We start from the raw sequence: 16,540 nt of genomic DNA on the forward strand, positions 1-16,540 counted from the left end.
GGCGGCGAGCCGGTCGGCGCAGCGCACCGCGCCCCACCAGGCCTGCGGGCGGCCGGTGGCCCGGTACACCGCGAGCAGCGCGACCAGCCCGCCCGCCGCCCCGCCGCGCACCCCGTACCCGTCCTCGGCCGCGTTCGCCGCGCAGCTCAGCCGGACGGCCGGACCGGCCTGGTCCAGCACCTCCGGGTCGCCCAGCAGCGTGCCCACCTCGGTCAGCGCGTACGCGATGCCGCCGAGGCCCGCGTACGCGCCGGAGCCCAGGGTCCCGAGCTCGTCGGCCCGACCGTGCAGGGCGTCCAGCAGCCCCGGGACCGGGGCGAGCGCCTCGCGGGCCGCCTCGGCATACCGGGATACGCCGGTGAGCGCGGCGAGTTGGGCCAGGAAGAGGGCGGGTCCGGTGTAGCCGCCCGCGACATCCGCCGCCATCGGCGTGAGCCGCCAGTAGCGTTCGCCGAGCAGTTCGAGCCCGATCCAGTTGGTGCGGCCCTCGTGCCGGTAGGCGAGGGAGACGAGCTGGTCGCCCACCGACCGTGCGGCGGACAGCAGTTGCTCCGGCTCCGGCGCGGTCGCCGCACTCCGCGCCCGGCCGTCCGGACCGGGCCGGTGCGGCGGCTGCGGGGAGGTGCTGACCATGGCGGTCCGGATGATCCGTTCCTGGTCCTGGCGGTCGACGGTGTCCATCGCGCGCACCTTCGCCTCGACGCGCGCGAGACCGGTGAGAGCGGCGTCGGACGCGGACGGGGCGGGCGCGGACGGGGCGGATGCGGACGGGGCGGGCGCGGACGGGTCGGGCGCCGGCCCCGCGACCGTACGGCCGGTACCGCTCCACAGCTCCGTGGAGCCCGGCCGGGTGGCGAACACCGGTACGTCACCGCGCCACAGCTCCGCGATCTCCTCATCCTCCACGCCGGGCAGCGCGGGCACACCCAGGAGCGGGGTGCGCAGCAGGGACAGCACCCGGTGCCGTTCGGTGGCGTCCCGCATCAGATCGGGGTGGGTCGACTCGTCCAGCAGCGTCGTGTACGTCCAGGTGGGGCGGGGCACGACGCGCACCTCGTCCCCGGCGAACCGCCGCAACGGCCCATCCGTGGAGAGGAGTTCGTCGCGGTGGTCGTGAATCGCCGTGTACCCGGCGCGGAAGCCGTCGCAGAGGGCTTCGGTGTACGCGGAGGGGTCGGCGGCCTCGGTGCCGAGCCGGGGCCGGTTGGCGGACTCGGTGAACCGCCCGGCTCGCCGTACCAGCCGCATGCGGTCGGTCCCGGCGTCCGCCCAGTCGGCGGTCTCGATGGGGGAGGAGGCGGCCCGGCCCCCGCCGATGGCGGACATGTCGAGCGCGGTGGTGTCCCCGACGAGCAACTGGGGGAGCAGGCCCACCCGGTGGACGGAGTCGTGCAGGGCCCGGGCGGCCGGATCGGCGGAACGGGCGGGCCCCAGCGGCGGGTGGAACAGGGTCTCCACGTCGACCAGCACCGGGTGCGGTCCGCAGGCGATCAGGTTCTCGTGGTGCAGATCCGTACCGTCCAGCGCGTGCAGCAGGGCCAGCAGCGCACCCTGGCGCCGGTAGAACCGCCGGGTCTCCGCCGCCGAGGCGCAGGGCCGCTCCTCGACGAACTCGGCCCAGCCGTAGTCCCCCCGGTCCAGGACGCGCAGCACCCGCAGCTCGGGGGCGCCCGGCAGCGAACCGAACCACTCGACAAGGGAGTTGAAGTGCCGGTGGGCCGCGAGCGGGCGCGGCTTGTAGACCAGCCGGGTACCGTCGGCGAACCGCAGGAGCATCACGGACCGGCCCCCGCGATGGCTGTCACCCGCACCGGCCTCGACCCCGGTGAGTGCCCCAGGACCCGTGGAGGTGCCGAGTGCTCCGGTCCGGTCGCCGAACACCCCTGCCGGGGCCAGCAGATCCAGGTCGGCGGTGAGCCGCGCGATCAACTCGGCGAAGGCGTCAGCCGTGTTGAGGCAGGCCGTCGCGAGGAGGCGGGCCAGCACCGGGTACCCGGTGACGAGCCGGTCGAGCCCGTCCCGGCGAGCGGTCACCGCGACGAAGTCCCGGAAGCGCTCCTCGGGCCCGTCCCCGCTCAACCGCCCGAGCCGCCGGGCTTCGTGCAGCTCGGTGACGAGGGTGCGCGCCGCGATCCGGGCCAGCCGCCGGGTCAACTGCCGCCGGAAGTCGGCGAGGACGGGCTTCCCGTCCCCCTCGGGCCCCCCGTCCGCCAGCGCGTCCCGGAGCCTGCCCGCGGCCGCCTCGACGAACGGCGCGACGATGGGCCCGAAGCCGCTGAGCCCCGGGTACGCGCGGTCGGCGACCACAACGTCACGCGGGGCGGCGGCGACGGCCTCCCGGGCGAAGGCCGCCCAGGCGGGTTCGCCGGACGTGCTGCCCCCGACGACACCGGGCAGCCACCAGGGTTCGCCGCCCGTACCGTCGAGGGAAACGACGGAGACGGCGGGGGCGGAGGCGGGGACGGCGGGGGCAGGGCGACGGCTCGTACCTCTGTCGATCAGGTTCTTCTCCGCCACGCGCCCCGCACCTCCCCGGCCCCGGCCCGGCCCCGTGCGGACCGCCCGTGACCATCGTGGCGGGGGAGGGGGTACGGGCACATGGGGGAGTCGCCCCCATCTTTCGCCCTCCGGCCCGCAGGGACCCCGGGCCCCCACAGCAGGGGAACACCCACCGGGCATGGCGGTTGCGGCGGGACGCCGGACCCGGCGGTGGCGAACGGCCGGCGGGCCCGACGGCGGCCGCCGCACACCGGCCCGGCAGTGGCGGCCGTTCGCCCCGCACCGGGCACGCCGGGGGCCGCCCGGACCGCCTCAGGGTGGGGCCGCCCGGACCGGCTCAGGGAGGGGCCGCCCGGACCAGCTCAGGGCCCGCCGCCGGGGCCTGGGGGCCCAAGCCCCAACCCCCCAGCCCCCTACCCCCTCGGCGCCGCCGTCGACCCCCGGATCATCAGCTCGGCCGCGATGGTCGCGATGCCACCGGGCGGCGGGTTCTCCTTGCCCATCGCGAGCCGCCCCGCCCGCGCGCCCGCCTCGAAGAGCGGCAGCCGGACCGTCGTCAGGGCCGGTACCGCGTCCACCGAGAACGGCAGGTCGTCGAAGCCCGCGACCGAGATGTCCTGCGGGATGCGCATCCCCTGGTCCCGGACCGCCGCGCACGCGCCCAGCGCCACGGTGTCGTTGGCGGCCACGATCGCGGTCACGTCCGGTGCCCTGCGCAGGAGTTCGAGCGTGGCCTCGTACCCGGAGCGCCGGTCGTAGGGCCCGTGCACGACGAGCGGGTCGTCGTCGCCGGCCCCCCGCCCGCCGGAGCCCGCCGCCGTACCGCCCGCGTCGCCTCCCGCCGGAAGCGCGTCGAGCCCCGCCGCGCGCAGCGCCTCCCGGTGGCCCTCCAGCCGGTGCCGGGTCGTGGTGCGTTCCCGGGGCCCGGCGACGTAACCGATCCTGCGGTGGCCGAGCGAGATCAGGTGCTCGGTGAGGCGGCGGCCGCCGCCCCGGTTGTCGAACGCGAGGGCGGCGACGAGCGCGTCCCCGTCGGGCAGCGGGGGCCGCCCGCAGAAGACGATCCGGGTGCCCGCGTCCGCCAGCTTCGTCAGCTTCGCCGACATCGCGGCCTGGTGCGCCGGATTCTCGACCGCGCCGCCGGTGAGGACGACGGCGGCGGCGCGCTGGCGCTGGAGGAGCGTGAGATAGGTCAGCTCGCGCTCCGGGGAGCCGCCCGTGTTGCAGATGACGGCCAGCTTCTCGCCGCCCGCCCGCCCCGAACCGTCCCCGGGGCCGCCGATCTGCGTCTGCGCCGCCCCCGCCATGATCCCGAAGAAGGGGTCGGCGATGTCGTTGACCAGGATGCCGACCAGGTCGGACGTGGCCGCCGCGAGCGAACTGGCGGGGCCGTTGAGCACGTAGTCCAGGTCGTCCACCGCACGCAGGACCCGTTCCCGGGTCGAGGCCGCCACCGGGTAGTTGCCGTTCAGCACACGGGAGACGGTGGCCGGGGACACCCGGGCGCGGGCCGCCACATCCGCCAGGGTGACTGTCATCGCTGTCCTCCGTGAGGTCACGTGCGGCCCCCTCTTGTCCGGCCGCTGTCGGCAGGCTAGCGTCATCTTTCGTAGAAAGCGCTTGCTACGGCTGTATGGAGGGAACTTCGTGACACGCAGGACAGTGCGCATCGCCATGAACGGCGTCACGGGACGCATGGGACACCGGCAGCACCTGGTGCGTTCGATCCTCGCGATCCGCGAGCAGGGGGGCCTGGATCTCGGCGACGGCGAGGTGGTGTGGCCCGAGCCCGTGCTCGTCGGCCGGCGCGCCCACGCCCTGGAGGAACTCGCCGAGCGCCACGGTCTGACCGAGTGGTCGACGGACCTGGACGCGGTGCTCGCGGACGACACGGTCGAGATCTACTTCGACGCCCAGGTCACCTCGGCCCGGGTGGAGGCGATCAAGAAGGCGATCGCGGCGGGCAAGCACGTCTACACGGAGAAGCCGACCGCGACGGACGTCGAGGGGGCCCTCGACCTGGCCCGCCTCGCGCGTGACGCCGGCATCAAGCACGGGGTCGTCCAGGACAAGATCTTCCTGCCGGGCCTGCGCAAGCTGAAGCGCCTGATCGACGGCGGATTCTTCGGCGAGATCCTGTCCGTGCGCGGGGAGTTCGGCTACTGGGTCTTCGAGGGCGACTGGCAGGAGGCCCAGCGCCCCTCGTGGAACTACCGCGCGGAGGACGGCGGCGGCATCGTCGTCGACATGTTCCCGCACTGGGAGTACGTGCTCCACGAACTGTTCGGCCAGGTCACCTCCGTAACCGCGCATGTCCGTACGCACGTTCCGCGGCGCTGGGACGAGCAGGGCAAGCCGTACGAGGCGACCGCCGACGACGCCGCGTACGGCATCTTCGAGCTGGCGGGCGGGGCCGTCGCGCAGATCAACTCCTCCTGGACGGTCCGGGTCAACCGGGACGAGCTGGTGGAGTTCCAGGTGGACGGCACGCACGGCTCGGCGGTGGCGGGCCTGCGCAACTGCCGCGTACAGCACCGTTCTTCGACGCCCAAGCCCGTCTGGAACCCGGACCTGCCGGTCACCGAATCGTTCCGTGACCAGTGGCAGGAGATCCCGGACAACCAGGAGTTCGACAACGGCTTCAAGGCCCAGTGGGAGCTGTTCCTGCGCCATGTCGTCCAGGACGCGCCGTACACCTGGGACCTGCTGGCCGGCGCCCGGGGCGTCCAACTGGCCGAGCTGGGGCTGAAGTCGTCCGCCGAGGGCCGCCGCTTCGACATCCCGGAGCTGACGCTGTGACGGCTGCCGTCCCACTGCCCCAGGGCTTGTACACCCCCCGCGCCACCCCGCTCGACCTGACGCCGGGCGCCGGCGCCCCCTCCTCCCGTACGGTCTTCTCGGCCGCGCACGTGGTCGCGGACCCGTACGCGGACATCGGCCCGGACGATCCGGCGGCCGTCGACTGGGAGTCCACGCTCGCCTTCCGCCGCCACCTCTGGTCGCACGGCCTGGGCGTCGCGGAGGCCATGGACACCGCGCAGCGCGGGATGGGCCTGGACTGGGCGGGCGCGGCCGAACTGATCCGCCGCTCGGCCGCCGAGGCGAAGGCGGTGGGCGGCCGGATCGCCTGCGGCGTGGGCACCGACCAGCTGCCCGACAACGGCGTCGCGCCCACCCTGGCCGAGGTCAGGGCCGCGTACGAGGAACAACTCGCCCTGGCCGAGGCGCACGGCGTCCAGCCGATCCTCATGGCGTCGCGCGCTCTGGCCCGCGCCGCCCGGGGCCCCGAGGACTACCTCGCCACGTACGCCCATCTCCTGCGCCAGGCGTCGGAACCGGGGATCCTGCACTGGCTGGGCCCGATGTTCGACCCGGCGCTCGAGGGCTACTGGGGCAGCACCGACCTCGACGCGGCCACGGACACCTTCCTCAAGGTCATCGCCGAACACCCGGACAAGGTCGACGGCATCAAGATCTCCCTCCTGGACGCGGCCCGCGAGATCGACGTCCGCCGCCGCCTCCCGGGCGGGGTGCGCTGCTACACGGGCGACGACTTCAACTACCCCGAGCTGATCGCGGGCGACGAACGCGGCTTCAGCCACGCCCTGTTGGGCATCTTCGACCCGCTGGGCCCGCTGGCGGCGCATGCGGTACGGGTGCTGGACACGGGGGACGTGGACGGTTTCCGGGCCCTCCTCGACCCCACGGTCGAGCTGTCCCGTCACCTGTTCCAGCGGCCCACCCGCTTCTACAAGACGGGCGTGGTGTTCCTCGCCTGGCTGGCCGGCCACCAGGACCACTTCACGATGGTGGGCGGACTCCAGTCGGCCCGCTCGCTGCCGCATCTGGCGACGGCGTACGAACTGGCCGACGGCCTCGGCCTGTTCCCGGATCCCGACCTGGCCGCACACCGCATGCGCGCGCTGCTCGCCGTCCACGGAGGCACCCGATGACCAACGGCGATCTGGCACGTCTGAGCATCAACCAGGAGACCGTCAAGCAGTGGTCGCTGCCGGAGCTCGCCGAGGGCTGCGTGAAGGCGGGCATCGGCAAGGTCGGCCTGTGGCGGGCCCCGGTGCAGGCGTACGGCGTCGAGCGCACGGCACGGCTCCTCGCGGACGCCGGGCTCACCGTCACCAGCCTCTGCCGGGGCGGCTTCTTTACCGCCCTCGACCCCGCCGAACGCGCCCGCGCCCTGGACGACAACCGGGAGGCGATCGACGAGGCGGCGGCCCTGTCCACCGACACCCTGGTCCTGGTCTCCGGCGGCCTCCCGCCCGGCAGCCGCGACCTGCACGGGGCCCGCGAGCGCGTGGCCGAGGCGCTGGCGGTGCTCGCCCCGTACGCCGCGACGCGAGGCGTACGGCTGGCGATCGAACCCCTGCACCCGATGTACGCGTCCGACCGCTGCGTGGTCTCCACCCTCGCCCAGGCCCTGGACCTCGCCGAACGCTTCCCGGCCGAACAGGTCGGGGTGGTCGTGGACACGTACCACCTGTGGTGGGACGACCAGGCGCTCGACCGGATCGCCCGTGCGGGCGCCGGCGGCCGTATCCACTCCTTCCAGCTGGCCGACTGGATCACCCCGCTCCCGGCGGGAGTTCTGCTGGGCCGGGGGCAACTGGGCGACGGAAGTGTGGACTTCAGGGCGTTCCGGAGCGCGGTGGAAGCAGCCGGCTTCGACGGCCCGATCGAGGTGGAGATCTTCAACGAGGCGCTGTGGGCCCGCGACGGGGCGGAGGTCCTGGCGGAAGTGGCGGAACGCTATGTGCGACATGCCTGCTGAGAGCCCCGCACCCGGCCGAAGGTAAAGAGATCGCAAAGGACTGCAACCTTTGGGTACCCTCCCGGGTCACACATGGCGTCGGGACTTCCGGGGAGGGGTCCGGGGGGAACGGGAAGGCCCGACGGGAGGGGAAAGCGAGGGGGGTCCGGCCGCGAGGCCGGGCCCCATTCCGCTTTGTGCGTCTGCCTCGCGCGGCGCTCCTTACGGCCGGTTTCACGCAGGGCTTCCCGCTTCCCGGCCGGTCTCGCGCAGCGTGGACAGGGTCATCAGCCCGGGATCCTGGGCGAGGAGCCGCGCGTGCAGGGCGCGCAGGGCGGGCCCCGGCTCGGACCCTAGCTCCGAGGCGACGCGGGCGCGGTGCCCGGCGTACACGACGAGCGCCTCGTTGCCCCGGTCCGAGCGGTGGAGCGCGAGCATCAGAAGCCAGACGAACCGCTCGCGCATCGGGTATTTGTGCGCGGCGTAGTGCAGCAGCGGCACGCCGTAGCGGTGCCGGCCCAGCTCCATCTCCACCTCGGCCAGGACCTCCATGTCCGTCAGGAACCGCTCCTGGCGGAAGAGCCGTTCCCGCTCCATCATCGGCCCGTCGAGCCCCTCCACGAGCGGCCCCGTCGACATGATGCGAGCCTGTTCGAGCAGGTCGGCGGCGCGCTCCAGCCGGCGGTCGCGGGCGGCCGCGAGACCGGCGACGGCGAGCCGTTCGTAGGCGTAGAGGTCGACGTCCGCGTCCCCGACGTCGAGCCGGTAGCCGCCCCCCGACCAGGCGATCTCCGCGCCCGGCCCGTCGGCGGTGCCCGGTTGCAGCAGGGCCCGGAGCCCCGAGACGGACTTCTGGATGAGGTTCTTCGCGTACGCCGGGTACTCCTGGCCCCACAGGGCCTCGGTCAGCTGGTCGACCCCCGTCTCCATGCCGGGCCGCAGGAGCAGCACCGCGAGGAGGGCCCGCTGTTTGGGCGGGCCGAGTTCCAGGGGAGTGGGCCCGCGGCTGACGACGAGGGGCCCGAAGAGCCGGATGGTCAGGCGCGACGGATCGAGGCCGTCGGGCGCCGCCCGCCCAGGTCTCGGGGCGGGCTCGTCCCGGCCGCGACGCAGCAGCACACCTGACATGTCTCCCCCTGAACGCCGTGAACGCCTCGTTCCCGCTTTCAGGCTACGGTGCGGCTCCGCTCCCTCCAGCGCATCGTCCAGCGTTCCGTCCAGCGGCGTACGTGAAGGTGGCCGGGACGCAGCTCACCGTGCCCGGCGAACGAGCGCCGCTTCCCCCGGAGAAGACCGTATGCACCGCGATGACCGCAGCCGCAAGGACCAGAAACCCGGCGAGGGCAGACCCGCGACCGACGACAGACCGCCCGCGCTCCGCCGCTGGGGACACCTCACCGCCACCCGCTCCCGGCTGATGACCGGTATCGGCATCCTCCTGACCGTCGTGGGTCTGGTGCTCGCCGCCGGGGCGATGGACCGTCTCGTCCTGAGCCGCTTCGAGAGCCCGGGTTCGGAATCGGTGGACACCCGGGCGGTCCTGGAGAAGGAGTTCGGCGAGGTTACGCCCAGCGTGCTGCTCATGGTCACGGCCCGGCAGGGCACGGTCGACGACGAACCGGTGGCCGCCGGGGCCCGCGCGCTGGAGGAGGAGCTGGCGCGGCGCGACGGTGTCGCCGACGTGGCCTCGTACTGGTCGCGCGACGGCTCGCCCACCCTGCGCGGCCTGGACGGCAGACAGGCCCTGATCATCGCCAGGATGGCCGGCACGGTGACCGAGGCCCGCACGGAACTCGCCACGATCTCACCGGATTTCACCCGGGACGAGGAGCTGTTCACGGTCCGGGTGGGCGGCGGCGATGAGATCTTCCGCCAGGTGGCCGAGCAGTCCCGGCAGGACTTCCTGCGGGCCGAGATGATCGTGTTCCCGCTGGTCCTGCTGCTGCTCTTCGCGATCTACCGCCGGTTCGCGGCCGCGGCGCTGACGCTCGGCATGGGCCTGTTCTCGGTGATCACCACGCTGGCGTTGATGCACCTGGTCACGTACGTCACCGAGGTGTCGACGTTCGCCGCCAACCTGGCGCTGGTGATGGGCATCGGACTCGGCGTCGACTACAGCCTGTTCGTCATCAACCGCTTCCGGGAGGAGCTGAGTTCGGGCCGCCCCGTGCCCGAGGCGGTCGCGTACACGGTGGGCAGTGCGGGCCGCACGGTCACGTTCAGCGGCCTCACGGTTCTGGTGTCGCTGTCCTGCCTGCTCCTGTTCCCGTTCCCCTTTCTGCGCTCCTTCGCGTACGCGGGCGTCGGCACCGTACTCACCGCGGTCTTCGCGGCCCTGGTGATCCTTCCGGCGGCACTGGCGCGCCTGGGCGACCGGGTCGCCCGCAAGGGTAAGGAGGCCAACTCCCGTACACAGAGCGGCTGGTGGCACCGAACAGCACTACGCATGATGCGACACCCGCTCCGTTACGGCGTCCCGGCCCTGGTGGTCCTGCTGGCCCTGGCGGCCCCGGTGCTCGGCCTCACCTTCGGCACGCCCGACGAACGGGTGCTGCCCGAGGGGGTGTCCAGCCGGATCGTGCAGCAGGAGATCCGCGACAATTTCGCGGCGGAGGAGATGGACGCGATCCAGGTACTGCGGCGGGGGCAGCCGGGAACGGCCGCGAACGGCGAGGAGATCGAGGCCACGGCGGTCGCCTTGTCCCGCATCCCCGAGGTGTACCAGGTCGACGCGCTCACCGGTTCGTACGCCGACGGCAACAGGATCGCCGAACCGGGGGCCGCCGCCGACCGGTTCGGCCATGAGGAGGACACCTGGTACTCCGTGGTCGCCACCCACGAGGGCCTGAACCACGACGTCGACCGCCTGCTGTCGGAGATCCGCACGACGGCCGCGGGCGGCGACGACCTTCGGAGAGGCCGGCCCGTTGAGGTCCGGATCGGCGGCTACCCGGCGGAACTGGCCGACTTCCGCTCGCAGTTGGTGGACCGCCTGCCGCTGGTCCTCGGTCTGGTCCTGGCGGTCACGTTCCTCGTGCTGTTCCTGATGACCGGCAGCCTGCTGCTCCCCGCGAAGGCCACGCTGCTCAACGCGCTGAGCCTCGGCGTGATGTTCGGGGCCCTGGTCTGGATCTTCCAGGAGGGCCATCTGTCCGGGGTACTCGGCTTCACCCCGACCGGCACGATCGAACCGAGCATCCCGATCCTGATGTTCTGTGTGGCCTTCGGGCTGTCGATGGACTACGAGGTGCTGATGCTGTCGCGGATCAAGGAGGAGTACGACCGCACGGGCGATACCCTCGGCGCGGTGGCGACGGGCCTGGAACGCAGCGGCCCGCTCATCACCTCTGCCGCGGTCATCATGGCCGCGTCCTTCGCGACGTACGCGTCCTCGGGCGTCGTCTTCCTGAAGATGCTGGGCCTCGGCATGGTCGCGGTGATCATGATCGACGCCACCCTGATCCGCGCGGTCCTCGTCCCGGTCCTGATGCGCCTGGCGGGCCGGGCCAACTGGTGGGCCCCGAAGCCCCTGCGCGCACTGCACCGCCGGTGGGGCCTCTCCGAGTCGGAGCCGAGGCCCACCGGGGACCGCGACCCGGCCACGGAGACCGAAGAGACCGCCGAGACGAGGGTCTGACGGGCGAGGACCCAGGAGGTGGCGGCCCGGGGCCCCGCCCCGAGGGCCGCCCGGCGGTGTTGCCGGGCGGCCCCGGGATCACAGTGCGAGCATCGCCCGCACGGGGATCTGCGCGTCCGCGAGCGGTCGCAGCGCCAGCCGGATGAGCGCCAGCGCGTTGTCGTCGCCCGCGATGCGGTTGGCGCTGAGCCGTCCGCACGCGAGGCAGTGGTGGATGAGCATCCACTCCCCGTCCTGCCGCACCGAAAGGCTCAGGGGCACCATCCGCCCACGGCACCCCGCCGCCCGGTCACCCGGCACGCGGCCGTCCACATGCAGGCTGACCAGGCAGGACGGGCAGTGATTACGGTGAGCGGTGCCCGGCGCCGCCAGCGGGACGTCGAGCCGGCAGCCGACGCACCGGAACGCGTCACCGCGCGCCCCGGCCGGTCCGTGCAGCACGTCCTTGGCCCGCTGCGGCCGGCGCCCTGAGGTCCGCCGGGGCCTGCGCCGCGTCATCGGAGCCTCCCGGTCGCCCGGTTCACAGGTCACCGAAGGCTTCGAGCGGGAAGGGCGGCTGAGCCAGCGGACGTACGGCCATCCGCATCAGGATCAGCTGGTTGTCGTCCCCGCAGACCGGGTTCGAGGTCAGCTCGTCGCACCGGGTGCAGCGGTGGACGACCATCCAGTCGCCGGTGCGCAGCACCGCGATGGAGATCGGGGTCATCCGGCCCTCGCAGTCGGAGCGGCCGCCCTCGACGCGGTCGACGAGGTGCTGCGAGTGCAGGCAGCTGGGGCAGTGGTTGCGCCGGCTGCCGTCGGGTGCGTACGCGGCGACGGTCAGTCCGCAGCGGACGCAGGTGAAGGTGTCCAGGGAGGACATGGCTGAGCGGTGCTGGGGGTTGTCGTGAGACACCCGGATACTCCTTGCCGAAGAATGAGGAACGAAGCAGCAGGGAAGTACCGAGCACCCCTCGTGTCAGGGGCGTACGGGGAGCGGGGCCGGACGGCTGCGCGACGGCAGCCTGCCGTGAGGTGTCAGCAGTCGGTCGCGTACGGCGGCCGCGGACGGTCGGACCCGGTCACCCCGGCGCCACAGGCGCGACGAGGGAGGCTCGGAGTCACTGGCCGGGGCATACATCAACTGCTTTCCAGGGCTTACGCCCAGAGGTCACCCGCGGTCGGTCCCGCGGTCGAGGCGCGAGCACCGTAACAAGGGGACCGCCGCACCAGCCACCGAATAAGGACGTCACCGAACTGCCGAGGCCCCCGCTCGTCGCCTGCTCCCGCCCACTGTCCGCCGCCGAGGCGGCCGGGGCAGTTCGTTAGGATCTGCCGCCATGACGGAGAGCACAGCGGAAGAGTGGCCCGAACCTCCCCTCGCCGGTACGGAGGCGGCGGCCGTCCTCGGCGCGCTGGAACGCCAGCGGGCCACGCTGGCCTGGAAGACCTCCGGCCTGGACGCGGCCGGACTGCGGGCCACGGTCGGCGCGTCCTCGGTCACCCTGGGCGGCCTGCTCAAGCACCTGGCCCATGTCGAGGACAGCCACTTCGCCCGCCTCTGGCTCGGCGTCCCGGTAGGCGCGCCGTGGAACACGGTCGACTGGGCCAACGACCCCGACTGGGCCTACCGCACCGCCGCCCAGGACACCCCGGAGCACCTGCGCACCCTGTGGCGGGAGTCGGCGGCCCGCTCCCGGGCCGTCGTCGACAAGGCACTCAGCACCGGCGAGGGCCTGGACCAGCTCGGCGCCTTCGTCACCCGCAGCGGCGAACGCCCGAACCTGCGCCGCATCCTTCTGGACCTCATCGAGGAGTACGCCCGCCATGTCGGCCACGCCGACCTGATCCGCGAGTCGGTCGACGGCCTGACGGGCGAGGACCCGGGATGAGCCGGGACCTCGCCCGGGGCGCGGCGACGACCGACGACCGACGGCCCTTCCGGCTCACCGTTCTGGGGTGCGCGACCCCCTACGCGACCGTGGACAACCCGTGTTCGGGCTACCTGGTGTCGGGAGGCGGCGCCCGCGTCTGGGTGGACGCGGGCAGCGGGACGCTGGCCGAGCTGCAACGGCATGTCCGGCTCGACGAGTTGGACGCGATATGGATCTCGCATCTGCACGCCGACCACAGCGCGGACCTCCTCACCGCCTATTACGGCCTGCTCTTCGCCGACATCCGGCTCACGGCCCCGATCCCGCTGTACGGCCCGCCGGGCACGGCGGACCGGCTCGCCCACTTCCTCACCAACACCGGGACGCGCAGCCCGGTCGAGTCCGCCTTCGCCGTAGAGGAACTGCACGAAGGCCACCGCGTACGGGTGGGGGAGCTCACCCTGACCAGCAGGGCGGTCGAGCACGGTATCCCCGCCTTCGCCGTACGTATCGAATCGGCCGGCCGGTCGCTGGTGTATTCGGGGGACACGGCGCCCTGCCCCGCTCTGACGAACCTGGCCGAGGGGTGTGACGTACTGCTCTGCGAGGCCGAGAGCGACCGGGGGCCCGACACCGGGGAAGAACAGGTGCACCACACGCCGGAGGACACCGGCGACACCGCCCGCTCGGCCCGCGCGGAACGGCTGATCGTGACGCACGTCGGCCGCTTCGTCACCCCGGAACAGGCGGTGTCCCGAGCCGCGACACGCTACGCGGGCCCGGTCGAGTACGCCACGCCCGGAGCCTCCTTCACAGTGGGCTGAGGCGACCTTCCGGCCGGGATCAGCCCCGCAACTCCGCGAGCCGGGCCAGGGCGTCGGTCAACGGCGGCCACAGCCTTCAGAAATGAAAATTTTCGCCGGTTCGGCACGTTCTCGCAGGTGAAGAGCGGCGACACAGGTCTAGACCAAAAGGCCCCTTTACGCCTTTCCGTGCCCGTGCGTTACTCGTGACATGTGCATGGCATCCGATTATCGGATGCCATTCGGATGCCATGCCGTGCGCATCCCGTCCTCGTCAACGTGCCCGGAGGTGGCCATGCTCGCGTACCGTTCTCCGTCCCGCCGACTCAAGAGACCCCGAGGCGCTGTGCTGGCCGGCGCTCTCGGCAGTGCCGTGGCGCTGATCCTCACCGGAACGGGCACGGCCGCCGCCGCGCCGCCCGCACCCGACCAGCCGGTCCGGTCCGGACAGGCGTGGATGGGTGCGGGGACCCGCATCGAGCAGGGCCCCGCGTCCTCGGCGGCGGGCGGGATCACCCCGATGGACACCAGCGGTGTCCAGGGCATCGACGTCTCCCACTGGCAGGGGTCGATCAACTGGGGCTCGGTCAAGGCCGCGGGCATCGACTTCGCCTACATGAAGGCCACCGAGGGCACCAGCTTCAAGGACAGCAGCTTCAACGCCAACTACACCGGCTCCTACAACGCCGGCCTGATCCGGGGCGCGTACCACTTCGCCCGGCCCGACGTCTCCAACGGGGCGACGCAGGCAGGCTACTTCGCGAGCAACGGCGGCGGATGGTCCCAGGACGGCAAGACCCTCCCCGGTGTGCTGGACATCGAGCACAACCCGTACGGCGCCATGTGCTACGGCCTCTCCACGACCCAGATGCGGACGTGGATCAACGACTTCTACAACACGTACAAGTCCCGCACCACCCGGGACGTCGTCATCTACACGACGGCCAGCTGGTGGAACACCTGCACCGGCAGCTGGACCGGCATGGCCGCCAAGTCCCCGCTCTGGGTGGCCCACTGGGGCACCGCCAGCCCCACCATCCCCGCCGGCTTCCCCACCTGGACGATCTGGCAGTACTCGGCCACCGGCCGGGTCGGCGGAGTCTCCGGCGACGTGGACCGCAACAAGTTCAACGGCAGCTTCGCCCGGCTCCAGGCCCTCGCCAACAACACGCCGTAGCCGGCCCGATCGGGCGGCGGCCGGGTGAGCCCGTCGGCGGCTCACCCGGCCGCACCCCCCACCGTGTGCCCGCCCTACCCCCCCCAGGAGCCCGCCGTGAACCTTCCCCAGCCCTCCCGCCGCCACATCCTGCTCGCCGGCGCCGGCGGCCTGGCCGCAGCCGCCTTACCGGGCACGGCCCACGCCCTCCCCACCGTCGTCGAACCGGACATCGACGGCACGGCCCAGTGGCAGGCCCGCCCGCCGCAGACTCCCATCAGCCTGGTCGGAAAACGGCCGACGAAGATCATCGTGCACCACACGGTCAGCGCCAATACCTCCGACGTCTCCCGCGCCCAGGCCCACCGCCACGCCCACTGGGTCCAGGACCTGCACATGGACCAGAACGGGTGGACCGACACCGGCTACCACTTCCTCATCAGCCGGGGCGGCTGGATCACCGAGGGCCGCCACCGCAGCCTCACCACCCTGCGCGGCGGCAGCGACTTCGTCCTCGGCGCCCACACGTCCGGCCAGAACGACCAGGGCATCGGCATCGCCAACGAGGGCGCGTACCACGACGGCGCCCAGCCACCGCAGGCCCAGTGGGAGGTCCTGGTGGCACTCTGCGCGTACGTCTGCCACCAGTACGGCATCGCGCCCAGCCGCCTGTACGGACACAAGGACTTCGGCGACACCCTCTGCCCGGGCATCCTGCACGACAAGCTGCCGCAGCTCCGGAGCGAGGTCGCGGCGAGCATGGGCTGAGCGATCAGGCGGAGAGGCGTCCGCCCTTGAGCGCGGTGACGAAGGACGACCAGCCGTCGGCGGAGAAGACGACGGCCGGGCCGTCGGCGGCCTTGCTGTCGCGGACGGGGACGGCGGCGTGGCCACGGGCGACCTCAAGGCACTCGCCCTGGTTCCCGCCGCTGTAGCTGGACTTGTACCAGCCCGTGAGGGTGGAGGGGTCCGCGACGCTCCGCCTATTGGTGACCATGCTCGTGCTCCTCCGCTGCGGTCCGCACGCGGACCACCGACTCCTGGTGCGACAACGCATCGCCCAGAGCGAGATCGTAGGCCGTGCGGCTGGACGCCACCAAGCGTGGATCATCCATCAGGTTGCCCGTCTGGAAGGCTTCGACGTACGCCACCGGGGCCGAGTCCGCGAAGCTCATCAGCGTCAGCAGGCTCTGCTGAAGAGAATGCGCTCCGGCCTCGAACGGCAGTACATGCAGCCGCAGTCGCCCCGCTTCGGCAAGATCTGCGACCTTCCGCAGTTGTGTGGCCATCACCTGCGGACCACCGACCCGCCGTCGCAGCACAGCCTCGTCCAGAAGCGTCCACAGCACTGGGTTCAGCGGGCCGTCGAGCACGCGGGCACGCTCTGTTCGAATGACGACCTCCTTGTCAATATCCTCCTTCCGGTGGTTGGGGCGGTACGCCTCGAACAGGGCCCGCGCATAGTCGTCCGTCTGTAGCAGTCCGGGAACGAGTGTCAGTGCGAACTGCTGGATGAGCACCGCCTGCTGCTCCAACTCCGCGACGGCGGCGAAGTTTTTGTCGTACTTCGTTTCCAGGTCCTCCAGCCACCGCTCGAAGAACCCGTCCGTCCCGAGAGCTTTGTCGATCCGCCGTGCGTCCTCCGGACTCGGCAGCCGCCGCCCCGCCTCGTAATGGCTGATGAGGGTCGGCGAGCAGACGACCATCTCGCTCAGGGCCTCCTGCGTCAGCCCCGCCGCGATACGCCGCAGCCGCAGCTCCTCGCCGTACTTCTGCCTCGGCGTACGCGGCCCCTGCTTCGTGCCCATGCAGTCCAACTCCCCGTCT

15 protein-coding genes are annotated in these 16,540 nt (G+C 72.4%); 8 read left to right on the forward strand and 7 right to left on the reverse strand.

What is annotated here, in order from left to right; genetic code table 11:
• Positions 1-2,517, reverse strand: a 2,517-nt coding sequence (locus A3Q37_RS29125) for a type 2 lanthipeptide synthetase LanM family protein (protein WP_065488967.1), incomplete at its 3' end; no start/stop codon positions are given.
• Between the two features lie 395 nt (positions 2,518-2,912).
• The gene (locus tag A3Q37_RS29130) at positions 2,913-4,037 is read right to left on the reverse strand and encodes a LacI family DNA-binding transcriptional regulator (RefSeq protein ID WP_065488969.1); all 1,125 of its coding nucleotides are present in this window, start codon (positions 4,035-4,037) and stop codon (positions 2,913-2,915) included.
• Between the two features lie 109 nt (positions 4,038-4,146).
• Here A3Q37_RS29130 and A3Q37_RS29135 point away from each other — a divergent pair, with 109 nt between their 5' ends.
• From A3Q37_RS29135 to A3Q37_RS29145, 3 genes are read left to right on the forward strand one after another with little or no spacing between them, the layout of a single operon-like run.
• Positions 4,147-5,298 (forward strand): Gfo/Idh/MocA family protein, encoded by a 1,152-nt coding sequence (locus A3Q37_RS29135; protein WP_065488971.1) that lies wholly within the window; start codon positions 4,147-4,149, stop codon positions 5,296-5,298.
• Positions 5,295-6,452, forward strand: a complete 1,158-nt coding sequence (locus A3Q37_RS29140) for a dihydrodipicolinate synthase family protein (protein ID WP_065488973.1) — start codon at positions 5,295-5,297, stop codon at positions 6,450-6,452. The genes A3Q37_RS29135 and A3Q37_RS29140 overlap by 4 nt, the downstream gene beginning before the upstream one ends.
• A complete protein-coding gene (locus A3Q37_RS29145; RefSeq protein ID WP_065488974.1) occupies positions 6,449-7,285 on the forward strand; it encodes a sugar phosphate isomerase/epimerase in 837 nt (278 codons plus the stop codon). The genes A3Q37_RS29140 and A3Q37_RS29145 overlap by 4 nt, the downstream gene beginning before the upstream one ends.
• A 213-nt stretch (positions 7,286-7,498) precedes the next feature.
• On the opposite strand, the gene A3Q37_RS29150 is transcribed toward A3Q37_RS29145, so the two are convergent.
• Complete coding sequence (locus A3Q37_RS29150) at positions 7,499-8,392, reverse strand: AfsR/SARP family transcriptional regulator (protein ID WP_079138034.1); 894 nt, start codon at positions 8,390-8,392, stop codon at positions 7,499-7,501.
• Positions 8,393-8,561: 169 nt separating this feature from the next.
• On the opposite strand from A3Q37_RS29150, the gene A3Q37_RS29155 reads away from it, so the two are divergent.
• Positions 8,562-10,901 carry an MMPL family transporter gene (locus A3Q37_RS29155; protein WP_079138035.1) on the forward strand — a complete coding sequence of 780 codons (2,340 nt, stop codon included), beginning with the start codon at positions 8,562-8,564 and terminating at the stop codon, positions 10,899-10,901.
• Between the two features lie 78 nt (positions 10,902-10,979).
• Here A3Q37_RS29155 and A3Q37_RS29160 read toward each other — a convergent pair whose 3' ends face one another.
• Positions 10,980-11,399, reverse strand: coding sequence for an RNHCP domain-containing protein (locus A3Q37_RS29160; protein WP_065488979.1), 420 nt, complete (start codon positions 11,397-11,399; stop codon positions 10,980-10,982).
• Between the two features lie 22 nt (positions 11,400-11,421).
• Positions 11,422-11,796: an RNHCP domain-containing protein gene (locus tag A3Q37_RS29165; RefSeq protein WP_218064575.1), complete on the reverse strand. Its 375-nt coding sequence runs from the start codon at positions 11,794-11,796 to the stop codon at positions 11,422-11,424.
• Between the two features lie 424 nt (positions 11,797-12,220).
• Here A3Q37_RS29165 and A3Q37_RS29170 point away from each other — a divergent pair, with 424 nt between their 5' ends.
• The 4 genes from A3Q37_RS29170 (at position 12,221) to A3Q37_RS29185 (ending at position 15,481) form a co-directional block, all read left to right on the forward strand.
• Positions 12,221-12,772: a DinB family protein gene (locus tag A3Q37_RS29170; RefSeq protein ID WP_065488982.1), complete on the forward strand. Its 552-nt coding sequence runs from the start codon at positions 12,221-12,223 to the stop codon at positions 12,770-12,772.
• Positions 12,769-13,578: an MBL fold metallo-hydrolase gene (locus A3Q37_RS29175; protein WP_065488984.1), complete on the forward strand. Its 810-nt coding sequence runs from the start codon at positions 12,769-12,771 to the stop codon at positions 13,576-13,578. Before A3Q37_RS29170 ends, A3Q37_RS29175 begins: the two co-directional genes overlap by 4 nt.
• 274 nt (positions 13,579-13,852) lie before the next feature.
• Positions 13,853-14,734, forward strand: a complete 882-nt coding sequence (locus A3Q37_RS29180) for a lysozyme (protein ID WP_065488986.1) — start codon at positions 13,853-13,855, stop codon at positions 14,732-14,734.
• A 96-nt stretch (positions 14,735-14,830) separates the two neighbouring features.
• Entirely contained in the window at positions 14,831-15,481 is a 651-nt protein-coding gene (locus A3Q37_RS29185; RefSeq protein ID WP_065488990.1) for a peptidoglycan recognition family protein, read from the forward strand.
• A 4-nt stretch (positions 15,482-15,485) separates the two neighbouring features.
• Here A3Q37_RS29185 and A3Q37_RS29190 read toward each other — a convergent pair whose 3' ends face one another.
• Together A3Q37_RS29190 and A3Q37_RS29195 are read right to left on the reverse strand one after the other, a co-directional pair.
• Positions 15,486-15,710, reverse strand: a complete 225-nt coding sequence (locus A3Q37_RS29190) for a DUF397 domain-containing protein (RefSeq protein ID WP_065488994.1) — start codon at positions 15,708-15,710, stop codon at positions 15,486-15,488.
• Positions 15,697-16,521, reverse strand: a complete 825-nt coding sequence (locus A3Q37_RS29195) for a helix-turn-helix transcriptional regulator (protein ID WP_065488996.1) — start codon at positions 16,519-16,521, stop codon at positions 15,697-15,699. The genes A3Q37_RS29190 and A3Q37_RS29195 overlap by 14 nt, the downstream gene beginning before the upstream one ends.
• Positions 16,522-16,540 lie beyond the last annotated feature (19 nt).

It is taken from the genome of Streptomyces sp. PTY087I2 (assembly GCF_001687325.1).
Taxonomy (GTDB): Bacteria; Actinomycetota; Actinomycetes; order Streptomycetales; family Streptomycetaceae; genus Streptomyces.